This is a genomic window from Pseudomonadaceae bacterium SI-3 (genome assembly GCA_004010935.1).
Taxonomy (GTDB): Bacteria; Pseudomonadota; Gammaproteobacteria; order Pseudomonadales; family Pseudomonadaceae; genus Stutzerimonas.
This window is the reverse complement of the sequence record CP026511.1, coordinates 3,189,824-3,216,335: the sequence shown is the minus strand read 5'-3', so window position 1 is coordinate 3,216,335 and position 26,512 is coordinate 3,189,824. Positions and strand designations below refer to the sequence as shown.

Here is a 26,512-nt window from a genome sequence, read left to right as displayed (position 1 = left end):
CGGAAAACTCATACTCGGCAACGCTTAATCCGGCGATGCCAGAATCAGATGGTTCGTCCCATTAGCCTCTCAGGCTCAGGAATCTCCCAATAATGAAACGGCTGTTTATGCTCGGCCTGATGGCCGGTCTTTCGCTGCAATCCATCGCCGCCGAACCTCGTTCCCCTTTGCTGGATGACAAGCCGGCCTTTATCGCCAGCCTTATCGAGCAGATGACGCTGGAGGAGAAAATCGGCCAGTTGCGGTTGATCAGCATCGGCGGCGATATGCCGCGCGAACGCATCCTCGACGAACTGAAAGCGGGCCATATTGGCGGCACCTTCAATACCGTCACCCGCCACGACAACCGGCCGATGCAACAGGCAGCCCTGCGCAGCCGGATGAAGATCCCGATCTTCTTTGCCTATGACGTGGTGCATGGTCATCGGACGATCTTTCCCATCGGCCTGGGCCTGGCCTCAAGCTGGGATCTCGACACAATCGCCACCAGTGGCCGCGTGCAGGCCATCGAAGCCAGTGCTGACGGCCTGGACATGACCTTCGCGCCTATGGTCGACATTTCCCGAGATCCACGCTGGGGCCGTACATCCGAAGGCTTCGGCGAAGACCCTTATCTGGTTTCGGAAATCGCGCGCACCATGGTGCAGGCCTATCAGGGCGATTCGCCAGCTGCGGCGGACAGCGTGACCGCGAGCGTCAAGCATTTCGCCCTGTACGGTGCGGTCGAGGGCGGGCGTGACTACAACGTGGTGGATATGAGCCCGATGCGCATGCATCAGGACTACCTGCCGCCTTATCACGCTGCTATCGACGCCGGGGCGGGGGGCGTGATGGTGGCGCTGAATTCCATCAACGGAGTGCCAGCCAGCGCGAATACCTGGCTACTGCAGGATCTGCTACGGCGCGACTGGGGCTTCGACGGCGTTGCTCTCAGCGATCACGGGGCGATCAGCGAACTGATGCGTCATGGCGTAGCCAAAGACGGCCGCGAGGCGGCAAAGCTGGCGATCAAGGCCGGCATCGATATGAGCATGGCCGACTCGCTGTATCGCGAGGAACTGCCGGGGCTGGTGGCATCGGGTGAGGTCGGCATCGGCGAAATCGACACGGCTGTGCGCGAGGTGCTTGGCGCCAAGTACGACATGGGCCTGTTCCACGACCCGTTCCGACGCATCGGCTCGGCCAAAGACGATCCGGCGGACGTCAACGCGGAAAGCCGTTTGCATCGCGAGGCCGCCAGAGCCGTCGCGCGTGAATCGATCGTGCTGCTGGAAAACAAGGGTCAGACCTTGCCGCTGCAAAAGCGCGGCACCATTGCGCTGGTCGGTCCGCTGGCCGATTCGCCGGTCGACATGATGGGCAGCTGGTCCGCTGCAGGCGTCGCTAAACAGTCGGTGACCCTGCGCCAGGGCTTGCTCGACGCGTTGGGTGACAAAGCCGTTCTGCGTCACGCCCGCGGCGCCAATATTACCGACGACCCGCACATGGTCGAGTACCTGAACTTTCTCAACTGGGACAACCCCGAAGTAGTGCAAGACCCACGCTCACCCGAAACGATGGTTGCCGAAGCGGTCGCCATTGCCAAACAGGCCGACGTGATCGTTGCCGCAGTCGGTGAGTCGCGCGGCATGTCCCATGAAGCGTCGAGTCGCACCAGTCTGCAGATCCCGAAAAGCCAGCAAGCACTTCTGAAAGCGCTCAAGAAGACCGGCAAGCCGCTGGTGCTGGTGCTGATGAATGGCCGTCCGCTGGATCTCAACTGGGCGAAGGCCAACGCCGATGCAGTTGTAGAAACCTGGTTCAGTGGTACCGAAGGGGGACATGCCATCGCGGATGTGCTCTTTGGCGATCAGAATCCCGCCGGCAAGCTGCCGATCTCTTTCCCGCGTTCGGTGGGGCAGATTCCTACCTATTACAACCACCTGCGCGTCGGCCGGCCCTATGTCGAGGGCAAGCCGGGCAACTACACCTCGCAGTACTTTGAGGAGCCCAATGGGCCGCTCTATCCCTTCGGCTATGGCCTGAGCTACACCGACTTCGAATTGTCCGAGGTGCGCTTGTCCAGCCCGAACATGCCGCGCGGCGGCGGCCTGGAAGCAAGCGTGACGCTGAAAAACACCGGGTCGCGTGACGGTGCGACGGTCGTGCAGTTGTACGTTCGGGACGAGGTGGCATCGGTGATTCGTCCGGTGAAGGAGCTCAAAGGATTTCGCAAGGTTTTCCTCAAGGCCGGCGAGACGCGGGAGGTCCGATTCAAGCTCGAAGAGGAGGACCTGAAATTCGTTAACGCGCAACTCGAGCGGGTTGCTGAGCCCGGCGTGTTCGAGGTGCAGATAGGGTTGGATTCGGAACGGGTCAAGCGGGGGCAGTTCACGCTTCTGTAAGACATCGAACTGACCGCAGGTCGCCTGGCCTCAGCCCTTTACCGCCGGGCGTTAGGCGACGGCACGCAATGTGAAAAAAGACCTCTCCAGGTAGCTATCCGGCGCACATGCGGCGTGGGATGATTTGCCGCTTTGCTTGGCTCCGCAGGGAATCATTTGCCGCTGCGGAAGACCAACAACAGCAAACCGGGCCGCAACGCGGTCAGCGGTAATCGTGATTGCTCAGGAGGCGATGTGTCACGTACCTATCATTTCAAATCAGGGGCTCGCTCAGGTCGGGCACTGGGAATGACGTTGAGTCTGTGTTTGGGTCTGTTTGCCTGCAGTAGCTGGGCATTCAGCCTCGATGATGTCGCGGCCAAGGCGGAAAAACTGGCGGCCGAAGGCTATGCAGCGCCGAAGAGCAATCTGCCGCCCGTGTTCCGCAACATGGCGTTTGCTGACTATCAGCAGCTGCGCTTCCGCGGTGACAAGGCGCTCTGGCATGACGCGCCGACGCCTTTCGAAGTGCAGTTCTACCATCAGGGCATGCACTTCGATGTTCCGGTGCGAATCAACGAGATCACCGCCAAAGGCGTCGAGAAGGTGCGCTATAGCCCGGAGATGTTCGAGTTCGGCAACGTTGAGATCGAACCTGCTGCGCTGGAAAACCTTGGGTTTGCCGGTTTCAAAGTGCTTTATCCGCTGAACAAGCCGGATAAGGCCGATGAGCTGATGACGCTGCTTGGCGCCAGCTATTTCCGGGTCATCGGCAAGGATCAGGTATACGGCCTGTCTGCACGCGGTCTGGCTATCGATACAGCGCTGCCGAGCGGAGAGGAGTTTCCACGCTTCCGCGAATTCTGGATCGAACGCCCCGAAGCTGACCGTCGCAACCTGGTGATCTATGCGCTGCTTGACTCCCCGCGCGCCACCGGCGCTTATCGGATGGTGGTCACGCCCGGCAAGGACAGCACGGTCGATGTCAAAGCGCGCGTCTATCTGCGTGAGCCCGTGGAGAAGCTGGGCATCGCTGCGCTCACCAGCATGTATCTGTTCGGCGCCAACCAGCCAAGCGAACTGCTCAACTACCGGCCGCAGCTGCACGACTCCGAGGGGCTGGCGATTCATACCGGCGCTGACGAGTGGATCTGGCGGCCGCTGAACAATCCCAAGCGGCTGGCTATCAGCAGCTACGCGGTCGAAAACCCGCGCGGTTTTGGGCTGCTCCAGCGTACCCGCGACTTCGGCCGCTACGAGGATCTGGACGACCGCTACGAGCTGCGGCCCAGCGGCTGGGTCGAGCCCAAGGGCGATTGGGGCAAGGGTCGCGTGGAACTGATCGAGATTCCTACGCCTGACGAAACAAACGACAACATCGTTGCCTTCTGGGTCCCGGAGCAGCGACCGGAGCCCGGCGAGCCGCTGGATTTCGAGTACCGGCTGCACTTCACTATGGATGAACCCGCGCTGCATGATCCGAAACTTGCCTGGGTCAGCCAGACACGTCTGTCGGCAGGCGATGTCAAACAGTCCAACCTGATTCGCCAGCCTGACGGCAGCACGGCGCTGATCGTGGATTTCATCGGCCCCAACCTGGCCGAGCTGCCTGCAGACGCGCCGGTCAGCACGCGGGTCAGCATTGGTGACAATGCCGAGCTGGTGGAAAACAACCTGCGGCATAACCCGGTGACCGACGGCTGGCGTCTGACCTTGCGTTTGAAGGTTCGAGATCCCAAACAACCGGTTGAACTAAGGGCAGCGCTGGTGGATGGCGAGAAGACGCTTTCCGAAACCTGGAGCTACCAGATCCCGACCAATGAATAGTCCCGTGGACCCTTCGATAACAGGGCGCTATATCAGCCAGTTGCCCCTTGATGACCCGCAACGCCAAGCCCTGATCAAGAATATGGCTCAGGGCGATGGAGCGCTGGAGGATATTCATCGGGCATTGGGCCGGGCGGTGCCAACTGCCAGTGACGTGGAGCCGAGCGGAGGCGATTTGCTGGGCTCGGTCGCCGCTCGTCTGAAGCTTGGCTGGGGCGAAACCCTGGAGCGTGCCAAGGCGCTAACGCGCGACCATCAGGGGCGCGTCTGCATTGAGTCGACACCGCCCATCGTGCGCACGCGCATGGTGCCGGAGCCTTGGCATACCAACGTGTTACGACTCAGCTGGTGGCGCTTGCTGCGCAAGAAGAACCGCACGGTGGAAATGCCTCCGGCTCAGTCCGCCGATCGTTCGGGTTGGCGCCGGGTGGCGGCGGTCCGGCGCGCTACATTGCTGGTGCTGATGCTGCTGCAGACGGTGGTTGCCACTTGGCACATGAAATCGGTGCTGCCGTATCAGGGCTGGGCACTGGTCGATCTGCAGGAGGTGTTCCAGCAGCCGCTGCAAGAATCGGCACGGCAGATTCTTCCGTATGTTGTGCAAACCAGCATTCTGTTGCTGTTCGCCCTGTTGTTCTGCTGGGTGTCGGTGGGTTTCTGGACCGCGCTGATGGGCTTCTTTCAGCTGCTCAAGGGCAATGACCGCTACAACATTTCGGCGACTACCCTTGGCGACGAGCCAATCCCACGCGAGGCGCGCACGGCGTTGGTGATGCCGATTGCCAACGAGGATGTGCCGCGTGTATTCGCCGGGCTGCGCGCGACCTTCGAGTCGCTCAAGGCGACGGGACAGCTAGAACATTTCGACATCTTCGTGCTCAGCGACAGCAATGATCCCGACACCTGTGTCGCCGAGCAGAAGGCCTGGCTGGAGGTCTGTCGCGAAGTCGATGGCTTCGGCCATATCTTCTACCGACGTCGCCGCCGCCGGGTGAAGCGCAAGAGTGGCAACATCGATGACTTCTGCCGTCGCTGGGGCAGCAGCTACCGCTACATGGTGGTGCTCGATGCCGACAGCGTGATGAGCGGCGATTGCCTGACCAGTCTGGTGCGGCTGATGGAGGCCAACCCCGGCGCAGGTATCATCCAGACGGCGCCGAAGGCTTCGGGCATGGATACGCTGTACGCGCGCATGCAGCAGTTCGCCACACGGGTCTACGGTCCGCTGTTCACGGCCGGGCTCAATTTCTGGCAGCTGGGCGAGTCGCACTACTGGGGCCACAACGCGATCATTAGGGTCAAGCCGTTCATTGAGCATTGCGCCTTGGCGCCCTTGCCCGGCACGGGCTCGTTCGCTGGCGACATCCTCTCCCACGACTTCGTTGAAGCGGCGCTGATGCGTCGCGCGGGGTGGGGGGTGTGGATCGCCTATGACCTACCGGGCAGCTACGAGGAGTTGCCGCCCAACCTGCTTGACGAACTCAAGCGCGACCGCCGCTGGTGCCACGGCAACCTGATGAACTTCCGGCTGTTTCTGGTCAAGGGGATGCACACGGTGCATCGCTTTGTGTTCTTGACCGGGGTGATGTCCTACCTGTCTGCGCCGCTGTGGTTCGTCTTCCTGGCGTTGTCGACGGGGCTGCTGGCGATTCACACGCTGATGGTGCCGGAATATTTCCTGCAGCCGAACCAGCTGTATCCCTTGTGGCCGCAATGGCACCCGCAGGAAGCCATCGCGCTGTTCACGGCGACCTTGACCCTGCTGTTCCTGCCGAAGCTGCTCAGCGTATTGCTCATCTGTATTCAGGGCGCTCACGAGTACGGCGGGCGCACTCGTCTGTTGTTGTCGATGCTGCTGGAGAGCCTGTTCTCGATGCTGGCCGCGCCAGTGCGCATGTTGTTCCACACGGTATTCGTCAGCGCTGCGTTTCTAGGCTGGTCGGTGCAGTGGAATTCACCGCAGCGCGCCGATAACGCGACACCGTGGAGCGAAGCCTTGCGTCGACACGGCCCGCAAATGCTGCTGGGCGTGCTCTGGACGGCATTGGTGGGCTGGCTCGACCCTGCCTTCCTCTGGTGGCTGGCGCCAATCGTGGTTTCGCTGATCCTGTCGGCGCCTGTATCGGTGATCACCAGCCGTACCGGTCTCGGTCTTGCGGCGTTTCGCCGTAAGCTGTTTCTGATCCCGGAGGAGTTCAAGCCGCCGCAGGAGCTGGCGTCGACCGACCGCTATACGCGGGAGAACCAGGCCAATGCCCTGACGAAAGGCTTTATCGCAGCCACTGTCGATCCGATCTACAACGCGCTGGTGTGCGGGATGGCGCGGGCGCGGCATGCCAAGGTGGTGCCGGGTGCCGAGTTGCTGCGTGAGCAGCGGATGCAGCAGATCCTCGATGCAGGACCGAACGGTGCTGCCGAAGCGGCCCGCTGGCGCTTGCTGAACGATCCGGACGGTATGGCGCAGCTGCACTCGCGGGTCTGGCAAGATCAGCGCTACCAGGCCTGGCGCGACGCCTACCGCCAGCCTGACTTCGGTAAAGAAGCCTCCGGCATCGAACCAGTTGCAGCGTCCTAGGGCTAAACCGAAGGGCCTCCGCGGCGTCTGATCGAGACGCGGCGGGGCAGCCGATCAATGAGCGTGATCGCTGCCGTCGGCGTGACGGTGGATTTCAGGCTTGGCCTCCATCGCCCGATGATGCTCTTCAGCCGAGCGCATGTCGCCATGGTGATCGGCTGTAGCACCGGGTGCACCGCTGGGCATGTGAGTCTCGCCGCCGCCGTGATGATGGCCATTGCTGGTTGCCACCAGTGTTCTATATTCCATGGCTGTTAGCGCTGGCAGCTGCTCGAGCAGGGCGACCAGTTCCCAGATGTAGCGATCGTCCATGCTCTGGCCCCAGGCGGGCATGCCGGTGGCTTTGATCCCATGTTTGATCGTCCAGAAATCCTCGGCCGGGTCGCGCTTGCGGTTGGCGTCAGTCAGGTTCGGCGGCGCAGGGTTGAGGTTCTCGCTCAGTTCTGTCGGGCCGGACCCTGGCGCGAGATGGCAGGCGACGCACATGGCCTCGTAGTTACCGGCGCCCGAGCGAATCAGTTCAGCATCGCTCAGTTCTGGCACTTCTATAGCTTCGGCGCGAACCGCGACGGAGCGTTGGCGGGCCGTCTCCAATAGCGCCCGGATCGGCCCGCTATGCGGAACGTCGGCCGCGACATTGACGACTCCAAAGTACACCACGGCGGTAGCTGCCAGAATCAAGGCCAATGCAGCCAGTAGCAATGTCGTCAGGGTTTTGAGCATCATCCATTACCTCAGAACCAGAATCGGATGCCCGCCACCAGACGGGCCTCGCTTGTGTCTTCACCTTCAGCCCGCTGCAGCTCGGCGCTGTTGCCGTAAGCCCGGCTCCAGCTGACGCCCACGTAAGGCGCAAACTGTCGACTGATTTCATAGCGCAGCCGGAGCCCAATGCTGGCATCGCTGAGCCCGGAGCCGATGCCACGGGATTCGTCCGTGCGACCATGAAGATTGATCTCTGCCGTGGGCTGAAGCACCCAGCGCTGAGTCAGCAGCATGTCGTATTCGGCTTCCAACCGGAGCGCTGACTGGCCGCCCTCGCCAATAAACGCCGTGGCTTCGGTTTCCAGCCCATACAGTGGCATTCCCTGCAGGCCGAATGCAGCCCAGGTTTGCGGCGAGCCGGGTTTGAAGTCCTGGCGGACACCGGCGACGGTTTCCCACCAGGGTTCGATGGCATGGCTCCAGAGCAGCTGCAGTTCGGCTTCTTCGGTATGCCCATTGGTTCGCTCGCCTTCCGAGCGAAAGGCCAGCCGATCGATATCGCCGCCAGCCCAACCACTCAGATCCCAGGCCAGCGCGCTTCCGGCATCGGCGTCCTGCCATTCCAGCTCGTCGGCGACGAACATGAAATGGCTGCTGCCCTGATGCATGCCGTGTTCGGGCAGGTCGGGAAAGGCCGCCTCGATGTCGGCGGGACTAAGCGTCGGGACAGGCGGGCGATCTGCCTCGCCTGGCGGGATCCCCGTTGGGGGGGGGTGCGGCATGGCGTGATTTGAATGGTCTATCGTCCCATGATCCATAGCCTCATGATCCATCATGCCGCGGTCCGATTGCGTGTGGTTCGGCTGCGAGTGGTTCTGACCGTGACTTTCAGCGGGAACGGCGGCGGCCGGTGAGTGGTCGGCATGGCCGGAGTGGTCCATCGCTTCCTGCGCGTGGCTGGTGGCCGCAGCCAGGCAGAGCGCGCCGAGCAGCGCGACCTTAATGGTCATGCTGGGGGCTCTTTTCGTCGCTCCCTTGGGGTGGCTGCGGGCTCTTGCCCATGCTGCCGTGGTCCATCTGCCCGGACCCCATATGCTCTTTGTGCATCTGCATCATCTTGTCGTGATCCATGCCCTCATGGTCCATCCCCATCTCTTCACTGGGCACCATTCCACCTTGTTGCGTCTGCGGGTGGCCGGCCTTGGGAACGGATTGCTGCGGCGGGGCTCCTTCCGGATGGTGGCCGTCGTGCTCGGTCTGCGCCTGCAGCGCAGTAAAGGGCAACGCCGTGAGGAAGCCGAAAGCAATCAGCGAGTTGCGTTTGAAAATGCTCATGAGGTTCTCCTTCATTCTTCGACCCGGACTTCGCGGAACATCCCGAGGTCCATGTGCATCAGCATGTGGCAGTGATAGGCCCAGCGCCCCAGTGCGTCAGCCGTGACGCGATAGCTGCGTTTGGAACCGGGTGGCATGTCGATGGTGTGCTTGCGTACCTGGAAATGGCCGCTTTCGTCCTCCAGGTCGCTCCACAACCCGTGCAGGTGAATGGGGTGGTGCATCATGGTGTCGTTGACCAGCACGAAGCGCACCCGCTCGCCGTACTTAAGACGGATCGGCTCGGATTTCGCGTACGGAATGCCGTCGAATGACCAGGCGAAGCGCTCCATATGGCCGGTCAGGTGCAGCTCGATGGTGCGTGTCGGCTCACGGCCGTCCGGGTCAGGAAAGATGCTGCGCAGGTCAGCGTAGGTCAGTACTCGGCGGCCGTTGTCGCGCAGGCCGATACCCGGATCATCCAGCTTTGGCACCGGCATCATCGTCTGCATGTCGACCAGCGGATTGCCGCTCTCACTGGCAGGGTGCGTCTGCATCTGACCGCTGACCACGGCGCCGCCACCATGGCCCATAGCCGAATGATCCATGCCGCCCATGCTTGATGGTTGCATCTGGCTGTGGTCTATCTGGCCGTGTTGTGGCGCTTCGTGCTGCATGGACGGCTGGGCAGCATGCGCGTCGTGATCGCCATGGCCCATGTCTTCCATGCTCAGCTCAGGACGCGCGTCGGGCTCTGGCACCGGCGCGCTCAGGCCTTGGCGAACGGCCAGGGTGCCACGGGCGAAGCCGCTGCGGTCCATCGACTGGGCGAAAAGCGTGTAGGCCGGCTGGCTGCCGTCCGGCGAGACGATGACGTCGACCGTTTCGGCGACGGCCAGGCGCAGTTCGTCGACCTCGACCGGCTCGACATACTGGCCGTCGACAGCCACCACGGTGAGCTTCAGGCCGGGAATGCGAAAGTCGAAATAGGTCATCGCCGAGCCGTTGATCAGGCGCAGGCGCACCGGTTCGCCTGGCTCGAAAACGCCAGTCCAGTTGTCGTCCGGAGCCTGACCGTTGAGCAGGTATGTGTAAGTTTCGCCGCTGATGTCGGCGAGATCGGTGGGCGTCATCTTCATCTTCGCCCAGGCCCAGCGATTACTCATCGTCTCGCGCCAGCCCTGGTCCGCCACATCATTGATAAAGTCGCCCAAAGTCCGCCGTCCGCGGTTGTAGTAGTCGGACTGCTTTTTCAGCTTGTCGAGTACGCGCGCCGGGCCTTCATCGGTCCAGTCGGTGAGCATCACCACGTAGTCCCGCGCATATTCGAAGGGCTCGGGCTCGAGCGGATCGATAACCAGTGGTCCGTAGACACCAAGCTGTTCTTGGAAGGCCGAATGGCTGTGATACCAGTAGGTGCCGCTCTGTTTGACGTGAAACCGGTACTCGTACATGCCGTTCGGCGCGATGCCGGCGAAGCTGAAGCCCGGCACGCCATCCATGTTGGCGGGCAGCAGGATGCCGTGCCAGTGGATCGAGGTGTCCTGCGGCAGGCGGTTACGCACCCGTAGCGTCACGGTGTCGCCTTCGCGCCAGCGCAGCAGCGGGCCCGGGATGCTCCCGTTGATCGCCATCGCGGTGCGTTCACGGCCGCTGAAGTTCACGCCGAGCGAGTCGATGGTCAGGTCGAATTCGGTGCCTGCCAATATACCTTGGTCGTTCGACTGGCCGGGGCGTGCCACAGCCCATACGGGCTGACGCCAAACGCCCAGCCCGGCGACAAGGCCTCCGGCGGCCAGGCTTTTGACAAAGGTACGGCGCGAGGATGTACTGCGCATGGAGATCCTGTTTGGTCAGCTCTGAGTGCAATTACGCCCGCCAACGCTGAGGCAGGCGGGCGAAGAGGTTTCGGCCAGATTCACTCTGCCGGGTAGTCTGCCAGGACCAGGTCAGTGCCCTTGGCGGTCAGGCCGATGACCTGATAGGCCTGGGCCGGCTGGCCATAATCCATGCCGGGCGAGCCAGCTGGCATGCCGGGCGCAGCGACACCAAGCAGGTCGTCGCGCTGTTGCAGCTCACGGATCTGTGCGACTGGCACGTGTCCTTCAACGAATTTGCCGTCGATCACGCCGGTGTGGCACGAGCCTAGCCGCGGGGCGACGCCCAGGCGCTGCTTGACGGCTGACATGTTGCTTTCTACGTGGTCGCGGACTTCGTAGCCATTGTCCTGCAGGTACTTGACCCAGTCCTTACAGCAACCGCAGTTGGCGTCCCGGTGCACGTCGATCACATCGGCGGCATGGGCGCTGCCGGCCATGAACAGAGCGGCGATGATCGCGAGTTTGGGTTTGATGAAACGCATGACAGCTCTCCTGAATGAGAAATCAACGACAACCGCAGCCGCTGCCGCAGCCTTTCTTGGGTGCGGCGTCCGGGGTAGTCTGGGTCGCGAGCTGAGCGGGATAGCCGGCCTCGTCCAGCGCGGCAATCAGCGCAGCATTGTCGGCATCCCCGTCGACGCGTACCCGTCCGCTTTGCAGGTCGACCTCGACGGCATTGACTCCGCTAACGGTGTTCAACGCTTGAGTGACGTGTCGAACGCAGGCGCCGCACGTCATGCCTTGAACCTGAAGCTGGGTGAAATTCATGAGAAGCCCTCCGTTGGTGCCGGTCAGTCCGGCTAGGCTTGATCATCAACCTTGTCTTTATGGCAAGGTCAAGGTGCTACAACGAACGCTTTGTCTGAATACCAACATAGCCTGATGCGGCTTTCTGCAAGCTGAGCGGAACATTACTTTTCTGTCAGCTTGTGGTTCGTTAGCGGTGATACCGGCAGACTTGGACGATGGAAAAGAGGACGAGCCGAATGAAGCTTCTGGTCGCTGAAGACGAACCGAAAACCGGGACCTATCTGCAACAGGGCCTCAGTGAGGCAGGATTCTCCGTCGACCGTGTTACCAGCGGCACCGACGCCTTGCAGCATGTGCTGAGTACGCCTTACGACCTGCTGATCCTGGACGTGATGATGCCGGGGCTGGACGGATGGGAAGTGCTGCGTATGGTTCGTGCGGCAGGGCAGGAGGTGCCGGTGTTGTTTCTCACCGCGCGCGATCGAGTAGAGGACCGGGTCAAGGGGCTGGAACTGGGTGCTGATGACTACCTGATCAAACCCTTCGCCTTTTCCGAACTGCTGGCGCGGGTACGCACGTTGCTGCGCAGGGGCAGTGCGGCTGCCTTGCAGACCCAGCTGAGCATTGCCGATCTGGAGGTGGATCTGCTCAAGCGCCGCGCTATCCGTGCCGGTCAGCGCATTGACCTGACCGCCAAGGAGTTCGCCTTGCTGGAGCTGCTGCTGCGTCGGCGCGGCGAAGTACTCCCAAAATCGCTGATCGCGTCGCAGGTCTGGGACATGAATTTCGACAGCGACACCAACGTCATCGAGGTGGCGATTCGCAGGCTTCGCGCCAAAATCGACGATGGTTTTGAGCCCAAGCTCATCCACACCTCGCGAGGCATGGGCTACATGCTCGACGAGCCGGACCCAAGCTGATGAAGCAGTTGTCGCTAACCGCCAGGCTGAGCCTGATGTTCATGTTGGCGGTCACCGGCGTACTCGGCGCGGCGGGCTTCTTCTTCTATCAGCTGAGTCAGCACCATTTCGACGAACTGGACCGGCACACGCTGGAAGACAAGCTCCGGGCCGGCCGCGAGCTGCTGAAAGGCGTCGATGACCTAGCCCAATTCGATGCGCTGCGCCCGCAACTGCAGGCCTTGCTCGGCGGCCATAGTGATCTGGTGGTAAGGATTGTCGACGCCAAGGACAGGTTGCTGTTCGCCGCGAGCGGTGCCACTAGTTCGGCGAAAACGCATGCGCACGGCTCCGCCGACGGCGGGGTGCGGCGTGAAACCCGGGTATGGCGCCGCAAAGCCGGTGTGGTCGAGGTGGCGGGGAAGCCCCTGAGCATCGAGTTGGCGCTCGATATCACCACACACAAGGTGTTCTTGCGCACCCTTGCGGGTTGGCTTTGGGGGGCGTTGGTTCTCTGTGCGCTACTCAGTGGCGTGCTCGGCTGGCTGTTGGCGCGCAGCGGCCTGAAGCCGTTACGCGAGGTCACCCTGGTGGCGGCATCGGTGTCAGCGAAGTCACTCACCGAGCGCATTCCGACCGAGTCGACACCGGCCGAACTGCAGCAACTGGTGGTGGCCTTCAATGCGATGCTGGCGCGGTTGGAGGATGCCTTCGTGCGGCTGTCGAACTTCTCAGCCGACATCGCCCACGAGTTGCGCACGCCGCTGTCCAACCTGATGACGCACACCGAGGTGGTGCTGACCCGTGCACGCAGCCGCGAGGATTATCAGGAGAACCTCTATTCGAACCTGGAAGAATTGCGCCGCATGGCGCGGATGATCGACGACATGTTGTTCCTGGCGAAAGCTGATAACGGCCTGATCATCCCCGAGGAGCAATCGATCGAATTGCACGCGTTGTGCGAAAAACTGCTGGATTTCTACCAGCTGACCGCCGATGAGCGCGGTATCCGCTTCCTGCTATCAGGTGATGCGCAGCTCCGGGGCGATCCCGCCATGCTGCACCGGGCACTGTCGAATCTGCTGTCCAACGCACTGCGTTACACGCCCGATGGCGGCACGATCCGGCTGGATATCACGGCGACCGGCCAGAATGTGGCGTTGAGCATCGGCAATCCCGGTGCGAGCATCCCAGAACAGCACTTGCCGCGACTGTTCGACCGTTTCTATCGCGTCGACCCGGCGCGGCGTGAGGGCAACCCGAACAACGCTGGACTGGGCCTGGCCATCACCCGTTCGATCATCGAAGCGCACCATGGCGAGATCCATTGCAGCAGCCGCGACGGCTGGACGTCGTTCGACATCCTGTTCCACACCCGTGGCTGATCATGGGCGGTAGCGTTCGCTGGCTTTGGAGCGGTTCGTTAACGGTGAACACGTCGCTGATCGATACCCAGCACTGGCCAATCCGGGCTGCACGTGTTTGCATCGGTCTACCGCTTTACCTGCAACTTGCTGGCTATCCTGCTCGGCAAACAGACGCGGCGGATGGAGGTGCCATGAACATCGAACGATGCGAAGAGCTGCTCGACTGGACCAGCCACGCCCATACCCGACTGTCCACCTGCATGACCGAGGGCGCAGAGGACCGCAGCGACTCGTTGGCCAAGATGCTGCTGGTCTATCTCGCGCAGCACGAGCAAGAGTTGACCCGTACGATTGCACGGATCAAGGAACACGCCGACCCGCGCGCCCTGCAAGCCCGGCTGCCCGAGGCGCTAGAGGGTGACGTGGTTGCGCTGGACCTCGACGGTGAGGCCTATGCACAGATGGGTGTCGACGATATCTCACGAGAAGTGTTCGCCATCCACAACCGGATCATCGATCTGTATCGCTCGCTGGAAAAACGGCCTGGACTGGGCAAGGCGAGCGAGCTGCTCGGCGAGATGCTCCAGCTCGAGGAGCACGAGACCATGCGGCTGGCGCAACAGGTCAATCGTATGCACGAACTGTGATCGACACGCTCAGCTGAACGGGGTCAGACCACATAGCGCAGGATGGCCACGAAATGCAGCAGGCTGCCGCCGATGACAAACAGGTGCCAGATGCCGTGCCAGTGGCGGAAGCGCTGATCATAGGCAAAGAAGACGATGCCCACCGTATAGAGCACGCCGCCGGCAACCAGCCAGCTGAAGCCGGCAGTGCCGAGTGCGGCGAGCAGTGGTTTGACCGCCACCAGCACAATCCAGCCCATGACCGCGTAGATGACAATCGACAGCACCCGCGCTTCCGACCGCGGTTTGATCTCCTGCAGCATGCCGATGACCGCCAGTGACCAGACGATCCCGAACAGCCACCAGCCCCAGCTGCCGCGCAGGGTGACCAGGCAGAAGGGTGTGTAACTGCCGGCGATCAACAGATAGATCGACAGATGATCGAGCTTTTGCATCACCGCTTTGGCGCGGCCACGGACGCTGTGATAGAGCGTCGAAGTGCTGTACAGCAGCACCAGGGTGAAACCGTAGATGGCGACGCTGACGATCTTCGTCAGGTCTCCATCCATGGCTGCCAGGACCAGCAACCAGACCGTTCCGATGAGCGCTAGCACACCACCGGTCAGGTGCGTCCAGGCGTTGAATTTTTCTCCGTGATACATCGTGTGCAGCCTTGAAACCGTTGATCAATTACCCATCAATGCGCCGAACACCTTTTTCGCCACACTAGTGGCGGCCTGTGCTGGGTTCTGGCGAATGGCTGCCTCCTGTTCGGCAATGACGGTGAACAGCCCGTCGAGCGCCTGTTCGGCTACGTAGCCTTCGACAGTGCCGTACTTGGCGTCGATCGCGCCCAGCCCGGATGCCTTACCGGCCAGCGCGTTGTACTGCTGGGCGACGCCGACTTTGTCGGTCGCTTGCTTGATGATCGGCATGAACCTGGCACGAATCTCGTCTCGGCTGGTCTTGTTCAGGTATTGCGTTGCCGAGTCGTTGCCACCGGCAAGAATGGCCTTGGCGTCGGCTACGGTCATCTTCTTCACCGCATCCAGCAATAACGCCTGCGCTTGCGGTACAGCTGCTTCGGCGGCCTTGTTCATGCCGGTTTCCAACTGTTCGACCTGGTCGCCCATACCCATCATTTTCAGCATGCGCGAAGCCTTGCCGATGTTGCCCGGCAGCTCGATGCGCAGCTCCGGGTCATTGCCGAAACCGCCTGGTCGCCCAAGCTGCTGCACCGCGACTTTCGTCCCTTGGCTCAGCGCGTCTTTCAGTGCCTTGTTAGCATCGCCCTGACTTAGGTCGGACAGCGAAAGCGCCCAAGCGCTGGCGGAGAGGATCAAACCGGTGAGCAAAGCAGTGGTGCGTAGCATGGACAAATCCTCTGAGTGATGCAGCGAGCTTAATAGGCCGGGCGCGGCGTGCCAAACGGTGGCAGCAGCTTGTTTCGACCGTTTCGTTGACGCTTGTCCGCGCCATTCGCTGCCGGCCGGCGGCATCCAGCGATGTCTGCCGCTCGGTCTAGCGCAGGTGCGGGGCGCTATAACGGTCGCGTTGGTGCAACTTTTACCCGCTTCACGGCTACAAAAAGATCATCATGAGGCGGATTCATCAATCTGCCAAAGCGAACATCCGCTACGCGCTGACCGACGACACGATTGCGGCTGAACCTTCGCCGCGGATCCGTTCGAATACCAACCCGTGTAGAGGAATGAAACCATGCTCAAAGCACTCAAGTCGCTGTTCGACCGCAGTGGGGAAGATCAGCCTACGGGACACAGCGTTGAAGTGGCCGCAGCGGCGCTGCTGATCGAAGTCGGCCGTGCGGATTACGAAAGCGATGCAGGCGAACAAAAAGCCATTATCGAAGCCATCCGCCTCGGCTCGGGGTTGGAAGACGGCGAGCTCGAATCGCTGGTCGCCTCCGCGCAGGAATCCGCCGAGCGATCGACGTCACTGTATGAATTCACTACGCTGATCAACGCTCAATATTCGATGGACGAAAAATTTGTTCTGATCAAAACGCTATGGCGCGTCGCCGCCGCCGATGGCGATATCCACCGATACGAAGACCACCTGATCCGCCGTATCGCCGATCTGTTGTATGTGCCGCATTCAGACTTCATACGTGCCAAGCTGGAGGTGCTCGGCACCTGACTGCCGGCCATGCGGGTCAGAACTCGAAAGCGCCCGGGTCGCACTGCCGATCGTCACGCGGGTTGCCGCGCTGGTCGGTGTCCGGGCAAAGCACGCCGCCCATGTCGATGGGGTCGAAATAGGGGCTGTCTTCGAACGGCTCGCGCAGCGCGACGGTGCGGGTCGGACCTCCATTGTCCTGCAGTGATCCGAGCGCCAGGCGAACCCCTGCTTCGTCCGCGGTGGTGGGTGTGAAGCCGCAGCCACCCAGGAAGTCGAAGAGTCCTCCTCCGGAGCCACCGATGGCATTGAAGCTGCCACTGGTCAGCGCGCCACTGCAGAACGGCATGTCGCCGAAGGTGCGGATTTCGACCAGGCTGTTGGCCAGGCGGAACTCGCCAGTACCCGAATGGCTGAACAGCTGCGAGTGATTGCTGAAGGTCGCGTTGCGGACCGAGACTTTGCCGTCGATGTTGCCGATTTCTGCGGCTCGGACACCACCGGTGGTACTGCGATTGTCGACAAAGGTGCTGTTCAAAATGTCGACGGTGCCCTGATAGTTCAGCAGCCCACCCCAAAAGCGAGCGTCATTGGCGGTTATCAGGCTGTTGCGCAGATACAGCTGCGCCGCCGAGCCCATATTGGAAATGCCACCGCCATGGCCGGACTGGTGCCCGGTCGAATTCTGTTCGATGGTCGAGCGCGCCACCAGCGCCTGTCCCTCGTTGAACAATCCCGCGCCACGGTTGCACAGGCGTCGGCTGGGAAAGGCCGCGCAGGAGGTTTCCAGTTCATGGTCGATGGTGTTGCCACGTAACAGCATCCGGTCCATGCGCAGGTTGCCTCGATTCCATATCGCGCCGCCGCCGCTGCCCATGGGCCTGCCGTTTTCCAGCCGCAGATAGCTGAGCGTTACCGCCCTCGGCGCGGCAGCATAAATATCGAAAATCCGGTCGATGGCCCCGCCGTCGATGATGACTTGCAAGTCATCGTTTTTCGCGGCTCGCCCGAGGCCCGATAGCGTCAGACCGTCCGTGATGTCCAGATCGCCAACCGCGTCGTTCGGCACGTCTGCGGTCTCTGTGCCGGTCAACGAGAGCACGTAATGCCCTGACGGCACCTCTATCAAATCGTGGCCCTGGTGCGCGTTGCTCTCCATCACCGCCGCTCTCAGTGTGCAGCGATTTGAAATGGATCGGCAGTTGCCGTCGCCCGGCTCGGTATCCACCTCGTCGGCCGTACTATCCACACGCAGGGTCAGGCCGATGGAGGCGGCTCAATCACTGGGCAGCGGGTCGCCAGTGACGTTCATGACGTAACCGGAAGCTTCCGGAAAGCGTTTCTCATGGACGGTGCTCGAATAGCCGGAGCCGAGCCAGTTGCGGCGCTGATAACCGACACTGAAGTGATAGGGAATGTTGGTTTCGCAGGTGTCGGCGAAGTAGCCCACCGCGTATTGATCACTCGGCAACGGCATCATGGCCCAGGGCGTGCCATGGATGACCACGTTGACCTGTGCGATGCGATTGCCACGCCTATCCACTTGCGCTCGCAATGGGTAGAGCGGCACCGGTGAGCGGGCAACCGAGGAGGGTGTTAGGTTGGTCAGGCTGGGCGTCGCGCAACCGCCCATCCCCAAGACGAGTGACACGGCGATCACACGGCTGTGCGTCATACAGTCCCCTCTCGGCAGGTCGCCGACGTTTTCGGTGGGTGACCTGCTGAGTATGGGTGCCGCATCTGTCATCAATCGAACGTTTCGGCATTAAGCCTGGCCGTTTTTAGCGTGGTTGCCACTGAGGACTTGGCTGCGAGCGTCCGTGCTTGAGCTTCGAGCGCAATCAGTCCGAGGGGTGTTCCTCGTCGTGTCGCTCCAGCGCCACCTGGCGAATCGACAGGCGAATCTCAGCCGGGAGCACACGCTTGGCCACGCCTTCAGCCAGTTCGCCCAGCTTGGCGTGGTAGCCGAGCTTGCCCGCGCCGTCCTGCTGAAGCACGTCCTGGTCCAGCAGGCTCTTGATAAAGTGGCGGAACAGGCTCTTGTCGAAGAACTCCGGCGCGTTCAGGCCATGCAAGATCGACAGGCGCTGAGCCATGACCGTGCAGAGGTTTTCCAACTCTTCGGCGTCAAGGGTGTTCTGGCCGCTGTTGAGCAGCAGCGCAATGGCCATGTAGAAGCGTTGCAACGTCTGCATGATCGTCCGCGCCAGCAGGGTCAGCAGGACGAACTGACGCGAGCTTGGCGCCGGTCGCACGTAGGTTTCGCCGTCGCGCTTGAGCAGCCCCTGTTCGACGAAGGCTGCCAGCCATTGATCAATCACGGCGGGCAACTCTTCTGGCTCCCAGCGGATGAACAACTCGGCGCGCAGATAGGGATAGAGCGCCTCGGTGAAACGCAGAATTTGTTCTCGGCTGATGCGTGAGCTGCTCTGGAAGAAGCTCGCCAGCAACGCTGGCAGGGCGAAGATGTGCATTACGTTGTTGCGGTAATAGGTCATCAGAACGGCGTTTTGCTCATTCAGATAGAGGATGTTGCCCAGCGCATCCTTCTGTTCGGCCAGCAGGTCGAGTTCTTTCACGTAGCTGATCAGCGCCTCGCCATCACCGTCCGGCAGTGTGGTGTGGGGCGAGTAGGGCACGGCCCTCAGCAGGTTCTGGTAGAGGTCGAGGATTCGCGCCAGTGAACGGCGATCCAAGGCCTGACGGCTGGTGGAGAGCATCGCCAGCGCCACCAGGTTGACCGGGTTGACCGCGGCGGCTTCGTTGAGCCGCTGGGCGATGCGTTCGGACAGTTTATTGGTGGCCTCGTTGAGCCAGTCGGGGCGGAAGTTCGGTGCCAAATCCTGCTTGCGCCAGTCCGGCTGCTGCTGGTCGAGAAATTCGTTGAGTTTCAGCGGTTCACCGAAGTTCACCCAGACCTGGCCGAAGCGCTGCTTCAGCGCGCCGATGACCTTGAAGATGTCGAAGATCGATTCCTTTTTCTTCGCCGCGCCGCGTAATTCGCCCAGATAGGTGCGGCCTTCGAGCACTCGCTCGTAACCGATGTAGACTGGCACGAAGAGGATTGGCAGACGCGACGAGCGCAGGTAGCTGCGCAGGGTGATGGCGAGCATGCCGGTCTTTGGCTGCAACATCCGCCCGGTCCGTGAGCGACCGCCTTCAACGAAGTACTCGACCGGAAAGCCCCGGCTGAACAAGGTGTGCAGGTATTCGTTGAACACCGAGGTATAAAGCGGGTTGCCCTTGAACGAACGGCGCATGAAGAAGGCGCCGCCGCGGCGAAGCAGGCTGCCGATGACCGGCATGTTGAGGTTGATGCCGGCGGCGATGTGCGGCGGTGTCAGGCCGTTGCGGAACAGCAGGTAGGAGAGCAGCAGATAGTCAATATGGCTGCGGTGGCAAGGCACGTAGATGACCTCGTAACCCTGGACGGCTTCCTGCAGCGGCTCCAGATGATTGACCCGGATGCCGTCGTAGATCTTGTTCCAGAACCAGGACAGCACCACCTCGAGAAAGCGCACGGCGGTGTAGGCGTAGTCCGAGGCGATTTCGTTGCCGTAGCGCAGCGCACGGGCTTCGGCCTTTTCCAGTGAAATGTTTTCGCGCTCGGCCTCGTCCTTGATCGCCTGACGCACCTGCGGTGCGTGCACCAGACCCTTGACCAGGTTGCGACGGTGCGACAAGTCGGGACCGATCACCGCCGTCTTCTGGTGGCGGAAATGCACGCGCAGCATGCGATGGGCCATGCGCAGGGTGCGCTCGTGGCCCTTGTTCTGCGCGACCAGTTCGTTCAGTTGGATGGGCGCGGAAAACTGCACACGGGTCTGGCGCCCGAGCATGACGATGCTGAGCAGCTTGCGCATCCGTCCCGTCACGGCCCAGCTGTCGGCGAAAAGCAGCTTCCAGGCACTGGTCTCGCGAGCCGGCGAGCGACCCCAGAATACGGTCACCGGGATGATTTGCGCGTTGTCTACTGCGTTCTGTTCCAGTGCACCGACCAAGCGCACCAGTGGCTCTGGCGTAACAGCACGCGTGCGCGTGCCGAACCAGCTGGCGGCCGGGTTGAGAAAAATGAAGGCTGCCGGTTCGATGTGATCGCCCACCGCCACATCGGCCACCGGTCGCGGCAGCCCAGCTTTACTGCACTCATGATCGAGCACCGCCAGATCGCTCAGCGAGGCGCGTTGCAACACGTAGAACACCGGTTTGCTGCGGTCCAGCTTGAGCGTGAAAGCGGACTGGTTGATCGTCTCCGAGCGCACCCAGAAATAGAGCAGGCGACGCACGATGGAGAAGACGAGACGGCGGAGCGGGGAACGAGTCATACGGCAGATTCGACTGTAGAAGGGTTAATGCCCTTGAGGCGCGCAAGTGTGCCGCATGCGGTGTTGGTGAGCAAAATCTCTGGTAAGGGAAGGGCGCTGGTCAGTGTGCTGACGCGCCGGGGTAGAGGGAGGGTGTCGTCATTCAAAATCGCTGTTATCGGCCGTCCCGGCTCACTTCATGTTTTTCCATGCGTAGACGGCCGAGAACACCACCAGGCTTACGGCCGCTCCGAAATACAGTGTTTCCAGTTGTGCGCCCACTTCGACCGCATGCTCAAGAAACAGGATGACGATGATCACTACCGAAACCTGGATCAGGGTCTTCTTCAGGTCATGGAAAGATCTGATATCCAGCGGCCCGAGAGAGGCGCTTTGTTCTGCGGGCAGTGGTTTGACGAAAAGTCGGTACAGGCTGATGGCAATCAGCTGAAAGGTGATCGCGATCAGCAGGAGGTCCAGCAGCTTTAACAGTTTTACGGCGAGACTCTTGCTGTCGTTCGCGCTGCTAGGAAACTGCTGAGTCAGCTTTAGCAGCAGGTGAATCATGGTGTTCAGGCTGACCCCATACAGCAGCACGGCAGAGACCGCCGTCGTGGCAACGGCAACCAGTACCAGAAAGCGGCTGCTGCGAAAGATTCGTTCGATCATGTCGTGAGCTCCGCGTTGCTCGTTGCTTCGCTTGAGGCTAGTGCAAGTCGCGAAACTGCGATGAAGATATCGAACGCCCGCCCGGCCCGGTTGCAATAGCGCTGCGGCTCTCCTTATATTTCGGCGCGCATTGGGCCGGTCTCGCCTCACGTGGATACCGACCTGCTTGCCGATCGCATGTGGGTGCAAATCAATGATTTCTTTGGCCAGCGTATGCCCCAGCCCTGGGCAGACAACGGCACCTGCGTGATCAATGCGCTGGACAATTTGTCCGGCACCGATGCGTTGATCAGCGTGCGCTCACGAGGTCGATTCGCTCGCCCGTTTACAGTCGTCGAGGACTTACAGCGCCAGGCGGAGAATCGCTTTCGGGAGAAGGAAGAAGTGCTGCAGCAGCGTCTGGCTGCCACCGAGGCACAACTCGCCGAGCTGCAGGAGCCGGACGCCGAAGGAGCTGTACAGCTGACGGCTGAGCAACAGGCCGCGCTGCAGGATTTCATGCAGCAGAAGCTGCTCATTCGCAAGGAGTTGCGTGAGGTGCGTTACCAGCTCAACGCGGACATCGAGGCGCTGGGGCGGGTGCTGAAATTCTTCAATATCGGTCTGGTGCCGCTGATACTCACGCTCGGGATGCTGCTGCTGTGGTTCTGGCGCAGGCGCCGATCAGTATGAGCGTGGTGAGCTGGCTGGCCTGGCGGTTTGCTTGGCTTGTGTTGCGTGCTGAGCGCCCCGACCCCAATCGGGCCGACGCTGATGCGCCGGCGAACGCCAGAAACGTACTTGTCATGGCCGCTGCGCTATATTTGGCGCTGGCGTTGATTCTAAGAAGATCACGCCTATCCGTTGATCCCCGAGCGGGAATAATAAGAATCGAGTTGGAGAAGTAGGATGGCTGAGCGCGAAACCGGAACCGTTAAGTGGTTCAACGATGCCAAGGGTTATGGATTCATCCAGCGTGGCAGTGGTGCGGATGTGTTTGTGCATTACCAGGCGATTCGTGGCGAAGGCCACCGCTCTCTGGCCGAGGGGCAACAGGTCGAGTTTTCGGTCACCCAGGGACAGAAGGGCCTGCAGGCGGAGGATGTGGCTGGGTTGTAACCGCCGGCTATTCGCTAAACAGCCCTTCGGCTGTTAGCGGAACTGTGACAGAGCCCTGGCCCAGGCCAGGGCTTTTCGTTTTCAGGGCTTTTTGCTAGGTGGCTGCGCTCTGGTGACCTTCTCGATGGAAGATGTTTCTTTCGCAGTCGCCGAAGTGGTGGATCTTAAAAAGCAAAACCCCGCCGAGGCGGGGTTCGCTAAGCTGCAGGGCAGCCTTATCACATGTTGGGGTAGTTTGGTCCCCCGGTGCCTTCCGGCGCGACCCAAACGATGTTCTGCGCCGGGTCTTTGATGTCACAGGTCTTGCAGTGCACGCAGTTCTGCGCGTTGATCTGGAAGCGTTTGCCACCGTCATCGCTGTCCACTACCTCGTAGACGCCGGCCGGGCAGTAACGCTGGGCAGGTTCGTCGTACATCGGCAGGTTCTTTTCGATCGGAATGCTCGGATCGATCAGTTTGAGGTGAACCGGCTGCTCCTCTTCATGGTTGGTGTTGGAGAGGAATACCGAACTCAGCTTGTCGAAGCTGAGCTTACCGTCCGGCTTGGGATAGTCGATCTTCTTCGACTCTGCGGCGGTCTTCAGGCACGCGTAGTCCGGCTTGGTGTCGTGCAGCGTGAACGGAATCTTACCGCTGAAGATGTTCTGGTCGATGAAGTTGAACGCACCGCCCTTGACGGCGCCCCACTTGTGAATCGCTGCGCCAAAATTGCGGCTGGCGTATAGCTCCTGGTAAAGCCAGCTGGCTTTGAAACCCTCTTCATAGCCGGTCAGCTCGTCGCCCCCTTCACGGCCGGCGAACAAGGCGTCCGCTACCGCTTCTGCCGCCAGCATGCCGGACTTCATGGCGGTATGGCTGCCCTTGATCTTGGCGAAGTTCAGGGTGCCGGCATCGCAACCGATCAATGCGCCGCCATTGAACACCATCTTCGGCAGCGAATTGATGCCGCCTTTGGCGATCGCCCGCGCGCCGTAGGAAACGCGCTTGCCGCCCTCCAGGTACTGCTTGATCACCGGATGATGCTTGTAGCGCTGGAACTCATCGAACGGGGAGAGGTACGGGTTGCTGTAGGAGAGATCGACGATCAGCCCGACCACGACCTGGTTGTTTTCCAGGTGATAAAGGAACGAGCCGCCGGTGTTGTCGTCGTTCAGTGGCCAGCCTGCAGTGTGCACGACCAAACCCTGCTCGTGCTTGGCTGGGTCGATGTCCCAGAGCTCCTTGATGCCTATCCCGTAGTGCTGCGGATCGACATTGGCGTTGAGCTGGAAGCGGTTGATCAGCTGCTTGCCGATATGCCCACGGCAGCCTTCGGCGAACAGGGTGTACTTGGCCCGAAGTTCCATGCCGGGGGTGTACATGCCTTCCTTCGGATTGCCTTCACGGTCCACGCCGAGGTCGCCGGTAAGGATGCCGCGAACCACACCCTGCTCGTCGATCAGCGCTTCCTGGGCTGCGAAGCCGGGATAGATCTCGACGCCGAGATTTTCAGCCTGCTGGGCCAGCCAGCGGCAAAAGTTGCCCAGCGAAATGATGTAATTGCCTTCGTTGTGCATGGTTTTGGGAACCAGCGCATTGGGCAGCTTGCGAGCGGCTTCGGCAGTCTTGAGCAGGTAGATGTCGTCACGCTTGACTGGCGTGTTGAGCGGCGCCTCCAGTTCTTTCCAGTTGGGAAAGAGTTCATTCAGCGCGCGCGGCTCGAACACCGCACCGGATAGGATGTGGGCGCCAACTTCGGAACCCTTCTCAACGACGCAGACGCTGATTTCCTTTCCGGCATCGGCGGCTCGCTGCTTCAGTCGGCAGGCAGCGGACAGGCCCGCGGGGCCGGCGCCGACGATGACTACGTCGAATTCCATGTATTCGCGTTCCATTGGCTATCTCCTACTCAAGGCTTGATTGTTTTATAGATAGTGGAGGGCTGGATCGTATCCCTGACCAAGCCGAGCTGCCGCATTATATATAGACGCCCGAAAGGGTCCAATACAAACGTTTGTTTGAATTTCTCTCAAGCCTGATAGAATCCGGAAACAGCGGCTTATAACGGGTCATTTGCGTTGTTGACCCCAGCTGTTGCCTGCAGTCAAGATACGGGCAGTTTTGTGCTCGCCGAACAGGTCCGAAGGCTAATGGCGGCCCGGTCCTTGAGCATGGCTCGGTTCGCCTCGGCGAAATTCTATTCACCGGAGAGTAACGAGGAATCCATGAAGATTCTTGTAGCTGTCAAACGAGTGGTCGATTACAACGTCAAGGTTCGCGTCAAGGCGGACAACTCCGGCGTCGACCTCGCCAACGTCAAAATGTCGATGAACCCCTTCTGCGAAATCGCTGTTGAAGAAGCCGTACGCCTGAAAGAGAAGGGCGTGGCGAGCGAAATCGTTGTGGTTTCCATCGGTCCGACCGCTGCGCAGGAGCAGCTGCGCACCGCGCTGGCACTGGGTGCCGACCGCGCCGTGCTGGTCGAGTCCAGCGAAGAGCTCAATTCCTTGGCCGTTGCCAAACTTCTGAAGGCTGTTGTCGACAAAGAGCAGCCGCAGCTGGTGATCCTTGGCAAACAGGCCATCGACAGTGACAACAACCAGACTGGCCAGATGCTCGGTGCGCTGACTGGGTTCGCTCAGGGCACTTTCGCCTCGAAAGTCGAAGTGTCGGGCGACAAGGTTAACGTTGAGCGCGAAATCGACGGCGGCGCGCAAACCGTTGCGTTGAATCTGCCGGCAATCGTGACCACCGATTTGCGCCTGAACGAGCCGCGCTATGCGTCGCTGCCTAACATCATGAAGGCCAAGAAGAAGCCGCTGGAAGTGCTGGCGCCGGACGCGCTCGGCGTAACCACCACTTCCACCGTGAAGACCCTGAAAGTCGAAGCGCCGGCCGCACGCAGCGCAGGTATCAAGGTCAAGTCCGTGGCTGAACTGGTCGAGAAACTGAAGAACGAGGCGAAGGTAATCTAAATGACTATCCTGGTTATCGCTGAACACAACAACGCCGTTCTGGCTGCTGCCACCCTGAACACCGTGGCCGCGGCCAAGGCGATCGGCGGCGACATTCATGTGCTGGTTGCCGGTGCCGGTTGCGCTGCGATCGGTGAGGCGGCAGCCAAGATCGAAGGCGTTTCCAAGGTACTGGTCGCCGACGATGCTGCTTACGCCAATCAGCTGCCGGAAAACGTAGCGCCGCTGATTGCCGATCTGGCGAAGGACTACAGCCACGTACTGGCTGCTGCCACTACCAACGGCAAGAACTTCCTGCCACGCGTCGCCGCCAAGCTGGACGTCGATCAGATCTCTGAAATCATCGCCGTTGAAAGCCCGGACACCTTCAAGCGTCCGATCTATGCCGGTAACGCCATTGCCACCGTGCAATCCAGCGCGGCGATCAAGGTTATTACCGTGCGTGCCACTGGTTTTGATCCGGTCAATGCTGAAGGGGGTTCGGCAGCTGTCGAGCAGGTTTCCGGTACTGGCGATGCGGGCATTTCCTCGTTCGTTGGTGAGGAACTGGCCAAGTCTGATCGTCCTGAGCTGACGGCTGCGAAGATCGTTGTCTCCGGTGGCCGCGGCATGCAGAACGGTGACAACTTCAAGCACCTCTACTCGCTGGCCGACAAGTTAGGCGCCGCCGTTGGTGCCTCGCGTGCCGCGGTCGATGCCGGTTTCGTGCCGAACGATATGCAGGTCGGTCAGACGGGCAAGATCGTTGCGCCGCAGCTGTACATCGCAGTCGGTATCTCTGGAGCGATCCAGCACCTCGCGGGCATGAAGGACTCCAAGGTAATCGTCGCGATCAACAAGGACGAGGAAGCGCCTATCTTCCAGGTTGCCGACTATGGCCTGGTTGGCGATCTATTCGAGATCCTGCCAGAGCTTGAAGAGCTGGTGTGACCGACTAGGTTGAAAAACCCGCTCTCGCAGCGGGTTTTTTTATGGGCGCTTGGCTGCGTTGCCCAATGGTAAGATTCCTGCAGGCGCGAGAAGGCGCCTGTCCGATTTTGAACAA

24 protein-coding genes and 1 pseudogene are annotated in these 26,512 nt (G+C 61.0%); 12 read left to right on the top strand and 13 right to left on the bottom strand.

The window, feature by feature from the left end; all coding sequences use genetic code 11:
* Window positions 1-92: 92 nt before the first annotated feature.
* The 3 genes from C1896_15100 (at window position 93) to C1896_15090 (ending at window position 6,765) form a co-directional block, all read left to right on the top strand.
* The gene (locus C1896_15100) at window positions 93-2,384 is read left to right on the top strand and encodes a beta-glucosidase BglX (protein AZZ46110.1); all 2,292 of its coding nucleotides are present in this window, start codon (window positions 93-95) and stop codon (window positions 2,382-2,384) included.
* Between the two features lie 288 nt (window positions 2,385-2,672).
* Complete coding sequence (mdoG, locus tag C1896_15095) at window positions 2,673-4,190, top strand: glucan biosynthesis protein G (GenBank protein AZZ46109.1); 1,518 nt, start codon at window positions 2,673-2,675, stop codon at window positions 4,188-4,190.
* On the top strand, window positions 4,183-6,765 hold the full coding sequence (locus tag C1896_15090) for a glucans biosynthesis glucosyltransferase MdoH (GenBank protein AZZ46108.1): 2,583 nt from the start codon (window positions 4,183-4,185) through the stop codon (window positions 6,763-6,765). The genes mdoG and C1896_15090 overlap by 8 nt, the downstream gene beginning before the upstream one ends.
* A 54-nt stretch (window positions 6,766-6,819) precedes the next feature.
* Here C1896_15090 and C1896_15085 read toward each other — a convergent pair whose 3' ends face one another.
* The 6 genes from C1896_15085 to C1896_15060 all read right to left on the bottom strand — a co-directional run bounded on the left by C1896_15085 (window position 6,820) and on the right by C1896_15060 (window position 11,432).
* Window positions 6,820-7,488 (bottom strand): cytochrome C, encoded by a 669-nt coding sequence (locus tag C1896_15085; GenBank protein ID AZZ47689.1) that lies wholly within the window; start codon window positions 7,486-7,488, stop codon window positions 6,820-6,822.
* 11 nt (window positions 7,489-7,499) lie between these two features.
* Entirely contained in the window at window positions 7,500-8,480 is a 981-nt protein-coding gene (locus C1896_15080) for a copper resistance protein CopB (protein AZZ46107.1), read from the bottom strand.
* A complete protein-coding gene (locus C1896_15075; GenBank protein AZZ46106.1) occupies window positions 8,470-8,805 on the bottom strand; it encodes a hypothetical protein in 336 nt (111 codons plus the stop codon). The genes C1896_15080 and C1896_15075 overlap by 11 nt, the downstream gene beginning before the upstream one ends.
* An 11-nt stretch (window positions 8,806-8,816) precedes the next feature.
* Window positions 8,817-10,622: a copper oxidase gene (locus C1896_15070; protein AZZ46105.1), complete on the bottom strand. Its 1,806-nt coding sequence runs from the start codon at window positions 10,620-10,622 to the stop codon at window positions 8,817-8,819.
* 80 nt (window positions 10,623-10,702) lie between these two features.
* A complete protein-coding gene (locus C1896_15065) occupies window positions 10,703-11,146 on the bottom strand; it encodes a DUF411 domain-containing protein (protein AZZ46104.1) in 444 nt (147 codons plus the stop codon).
* A 22-nt stretch (window positions 11,147-11,168) separates the two neighbouring features.
* Window positions 11,169-11,432, bottom strand: coding sequence for a copper chaperone (locus tag C1896_15060; protein ID AZZ46103.1), 264 nt, complete (start codon window positions 11,430-11,432; stop codon window positions 11,169-11,171).
* A 218-nt stretch (window positions 11,433-11,650) separates the two neighbouring features.
* On the opposite strand from C1896_15060, the gene C1896_15055 reads away from it, so the two are divergent.
* The 3 genes from C1896_15055 (at window position 11,651) to C1896_15045 (ending at window position 14,327) form a co-directional block, all read left to right on the top strand.
* Window positions 11,651-12,334: a DNA-binding response regulator gene (locus tag C1896_15055; GenBank protein ID AZZ46102.1), complete on the top strand. Its 684-nt coding sequence runs from the start codon at window positions 11,651-11,653 to the stop codon at window positions 12,332-12,334.
* Window positions 12,334-13,698 (top strand): two-component sensor histidine kinase, encoded by a 1,365-nt coding sequence (locus tag C1896_15050; GenBank protein AZZ46101.1) that lies wholly within the window; start codon window positions 12,334-12,336, stop codon window positions 13,696-13,698. The genes C1896_15055 and C1896_15050 overlap by 1 nt, the downstream gene beginning before the upstream one ends.
* A gap of 173 nt (window positions 13,699-13,871) precedes the next feature.
* Window positions 13,872-14,327 (top strand): hypothetical protein, encoded by a 456-nt coding sequence (locus tag C1896_15045; protein AZZ46100.1) that lies wholly within the window; start codon window positions 13,872-13,874, stop codon window positions 14,325-14,327.
* A gap of 23 nt (window positions 14,328-14,350) precedes the next feature.
* On the opposite strand, the gene C1896_15040 is transcribed toward C1896_15045, so the two are convergent.
* Complete coding sequence (locus tag C1896_15040) at window positions 14,351-14,968, bottom strand: hemolysin III (protein ID AZZ46099.1); 618 nt, start codon at window positions 14,966-14,968, stop codon at window positions 14,351-14,353.
* Between the two features lie 24 nt (window positions 14,969-14,992).
* Window positions 14,993-15,679, bottom strand: coding sequence for a DUF4197 domain-containing protein (locus tag C1896_15035; protein ID AZZ46098.1), 687 nt, complete (start codon window positions 15,677-15,679; stop codon window positions 14,993-14,995).
* Between the two features lie 346 nt (window positions 15,680-16,025).
* Here C1896_15035 and C1896_15030 point away from each other — a divergent pair, with 346 nt between their 5' ends.
* Complete coding sequence (locus tag C1896_15030) at window positions 16,026-16,463, top strand: hypothetical protein (protein AZZ46097.1); 438 nt, start codon at window positions 16,026-16,028, stop codon at window positions 16,461-16,463.
* Window positions 16,464-16,479: 16 nt separating this feature from the next.
* On the opposite strand, the gene C1896_15025 is transcribed toward C1896_15030, so the two are convergent.
* From C1896_15025 to C1896_15010, 4 genes are all read right to left on the bottom strand, one after another.
* A complete protein-coding gene (locus C1896_15025; protein ID AZZ46096.1) occupies window positions 16,480-17,601 on the bottom strand; it encodes a hypothetical protein in 1,122 nt (373 codons plus the stop codon).
* A gap of 117 nt (window positions 17,602-17,718) precedes the next feature.
* Window positions 17,719-18,117, bottom strand: a complete 399-nt coding sequence (locus tag C1896_15020) for a hypothetical protein (GenBank protein ID AZZ46095.1) — start codon at window positions 18,115-18,117, stop codon at window positions 17,719-17,721.
* Between the two features lie 166 nt (window positions 18,118-18,283).
* On the bottom strand, window positions 18,284-20,767 hold the full coding sequence (locus tag C1896_15015) for a glycerol-3-phosphate 1-O-acyltransferase (GenBank protein AZZ46094.1): 2,484 nt from the start codon (window positions 20,765-20,767) through the stop codon (window positions 18,284-18,286).
* Window positions 20,768-20,938: 171 nt separating this feature from the next.
* Complete coding sequence (locus C1896_15010) at window positions 20,939-21,415, bottom strand: hypothetical protein (GenBank protein ID AZZ46093.1); 477 nt, start codon at window positions 21,413-21,415, stop codon at window positions 20,939-20,941.
* Window positions 21,416-21,568: 153 nt separating this feature from the next.
* Between C1896_15010 and C1896_15005 the strand changes: the two are divergent.
* The 3 genes and pseudogenes from C1896_15005 to C1896_14995 all read left to right on the top strand — a co-directional run bounded on the left by C1896_15005 (window position 21,569) and on the right by C1896_14995 (window position 22,513).
* Window positions 21,569-22,087 (top strand): annotated as a pseudogene (locus C1896_15005) (ABC transporter).
* Window positions 22,084-22,302, top strand: a complete 219-nt coding sequence (locus C1896_15000) for a hypothetical protein (GenBank protein AZZ46092.1) — start codon at window positions 22,084-22,086, stop codon at window positions 22,300-22,302. The pseudogene C1896_15005 and the gene C1896_15000 overlap by 4 nt, the downstream one beginning before the upstream one ends.
* A 1-nt stretch (window position 22,303) precedes the next feature.
* Complete coding sequence (locus C1896_14995) at window positions 22,304-22,513, top strand: cold-shock protein (GenBank protein AZZ46091.1); 210 nt, start codon at window positions 22,304-22,306, stop codon at window positions 22,511-22,513.
* Window positions 22,514-22,731: 218 nt separating this feature from the next.
* Here the strand turns inward: C1896_14995 and C1896_14990 are convergent, their stop codons facing one another.
* A complete protein-coding gene (locus C1896_14990) occupies window positions 22,732-24,387 on the bottom strand; it encodes an electron transfer flavoprotein-ubiquinone oxidoreductase (GenBank protein AZZ46090.1) in 1,656 nt (551 codons plus the stop codon).
* 330 nt (window positions 24,388-24,717) lie between these two features.
* On the opposite strand from C1896_14990, the gene C1896_14985 reads away from it, so the two are divergent.
* Both C1896_14985 and C1896_14980 read left to right on the top strand, forming a co-directional pair.
* A complete protein-coding gene (locus C1896_14985; GenBank protein ID AZZ46089.1) occupies window positions 24,718-25,467 on the top strand; it encodes an electron transporter RnfB in 750 nt (249 codons plus the stop codon).
* A complete protein-coding gene (locus C1896_14980) occupies window positions 25,468-26,397 on the top strand; it encodes an electron transfer flavoprotein subunit alpha (protein AZZ46088.1) in 930 nt (309 codons plus the stop codon).
* Window positions 26,398-26,512: the final 115 nt, after the last annotated feature.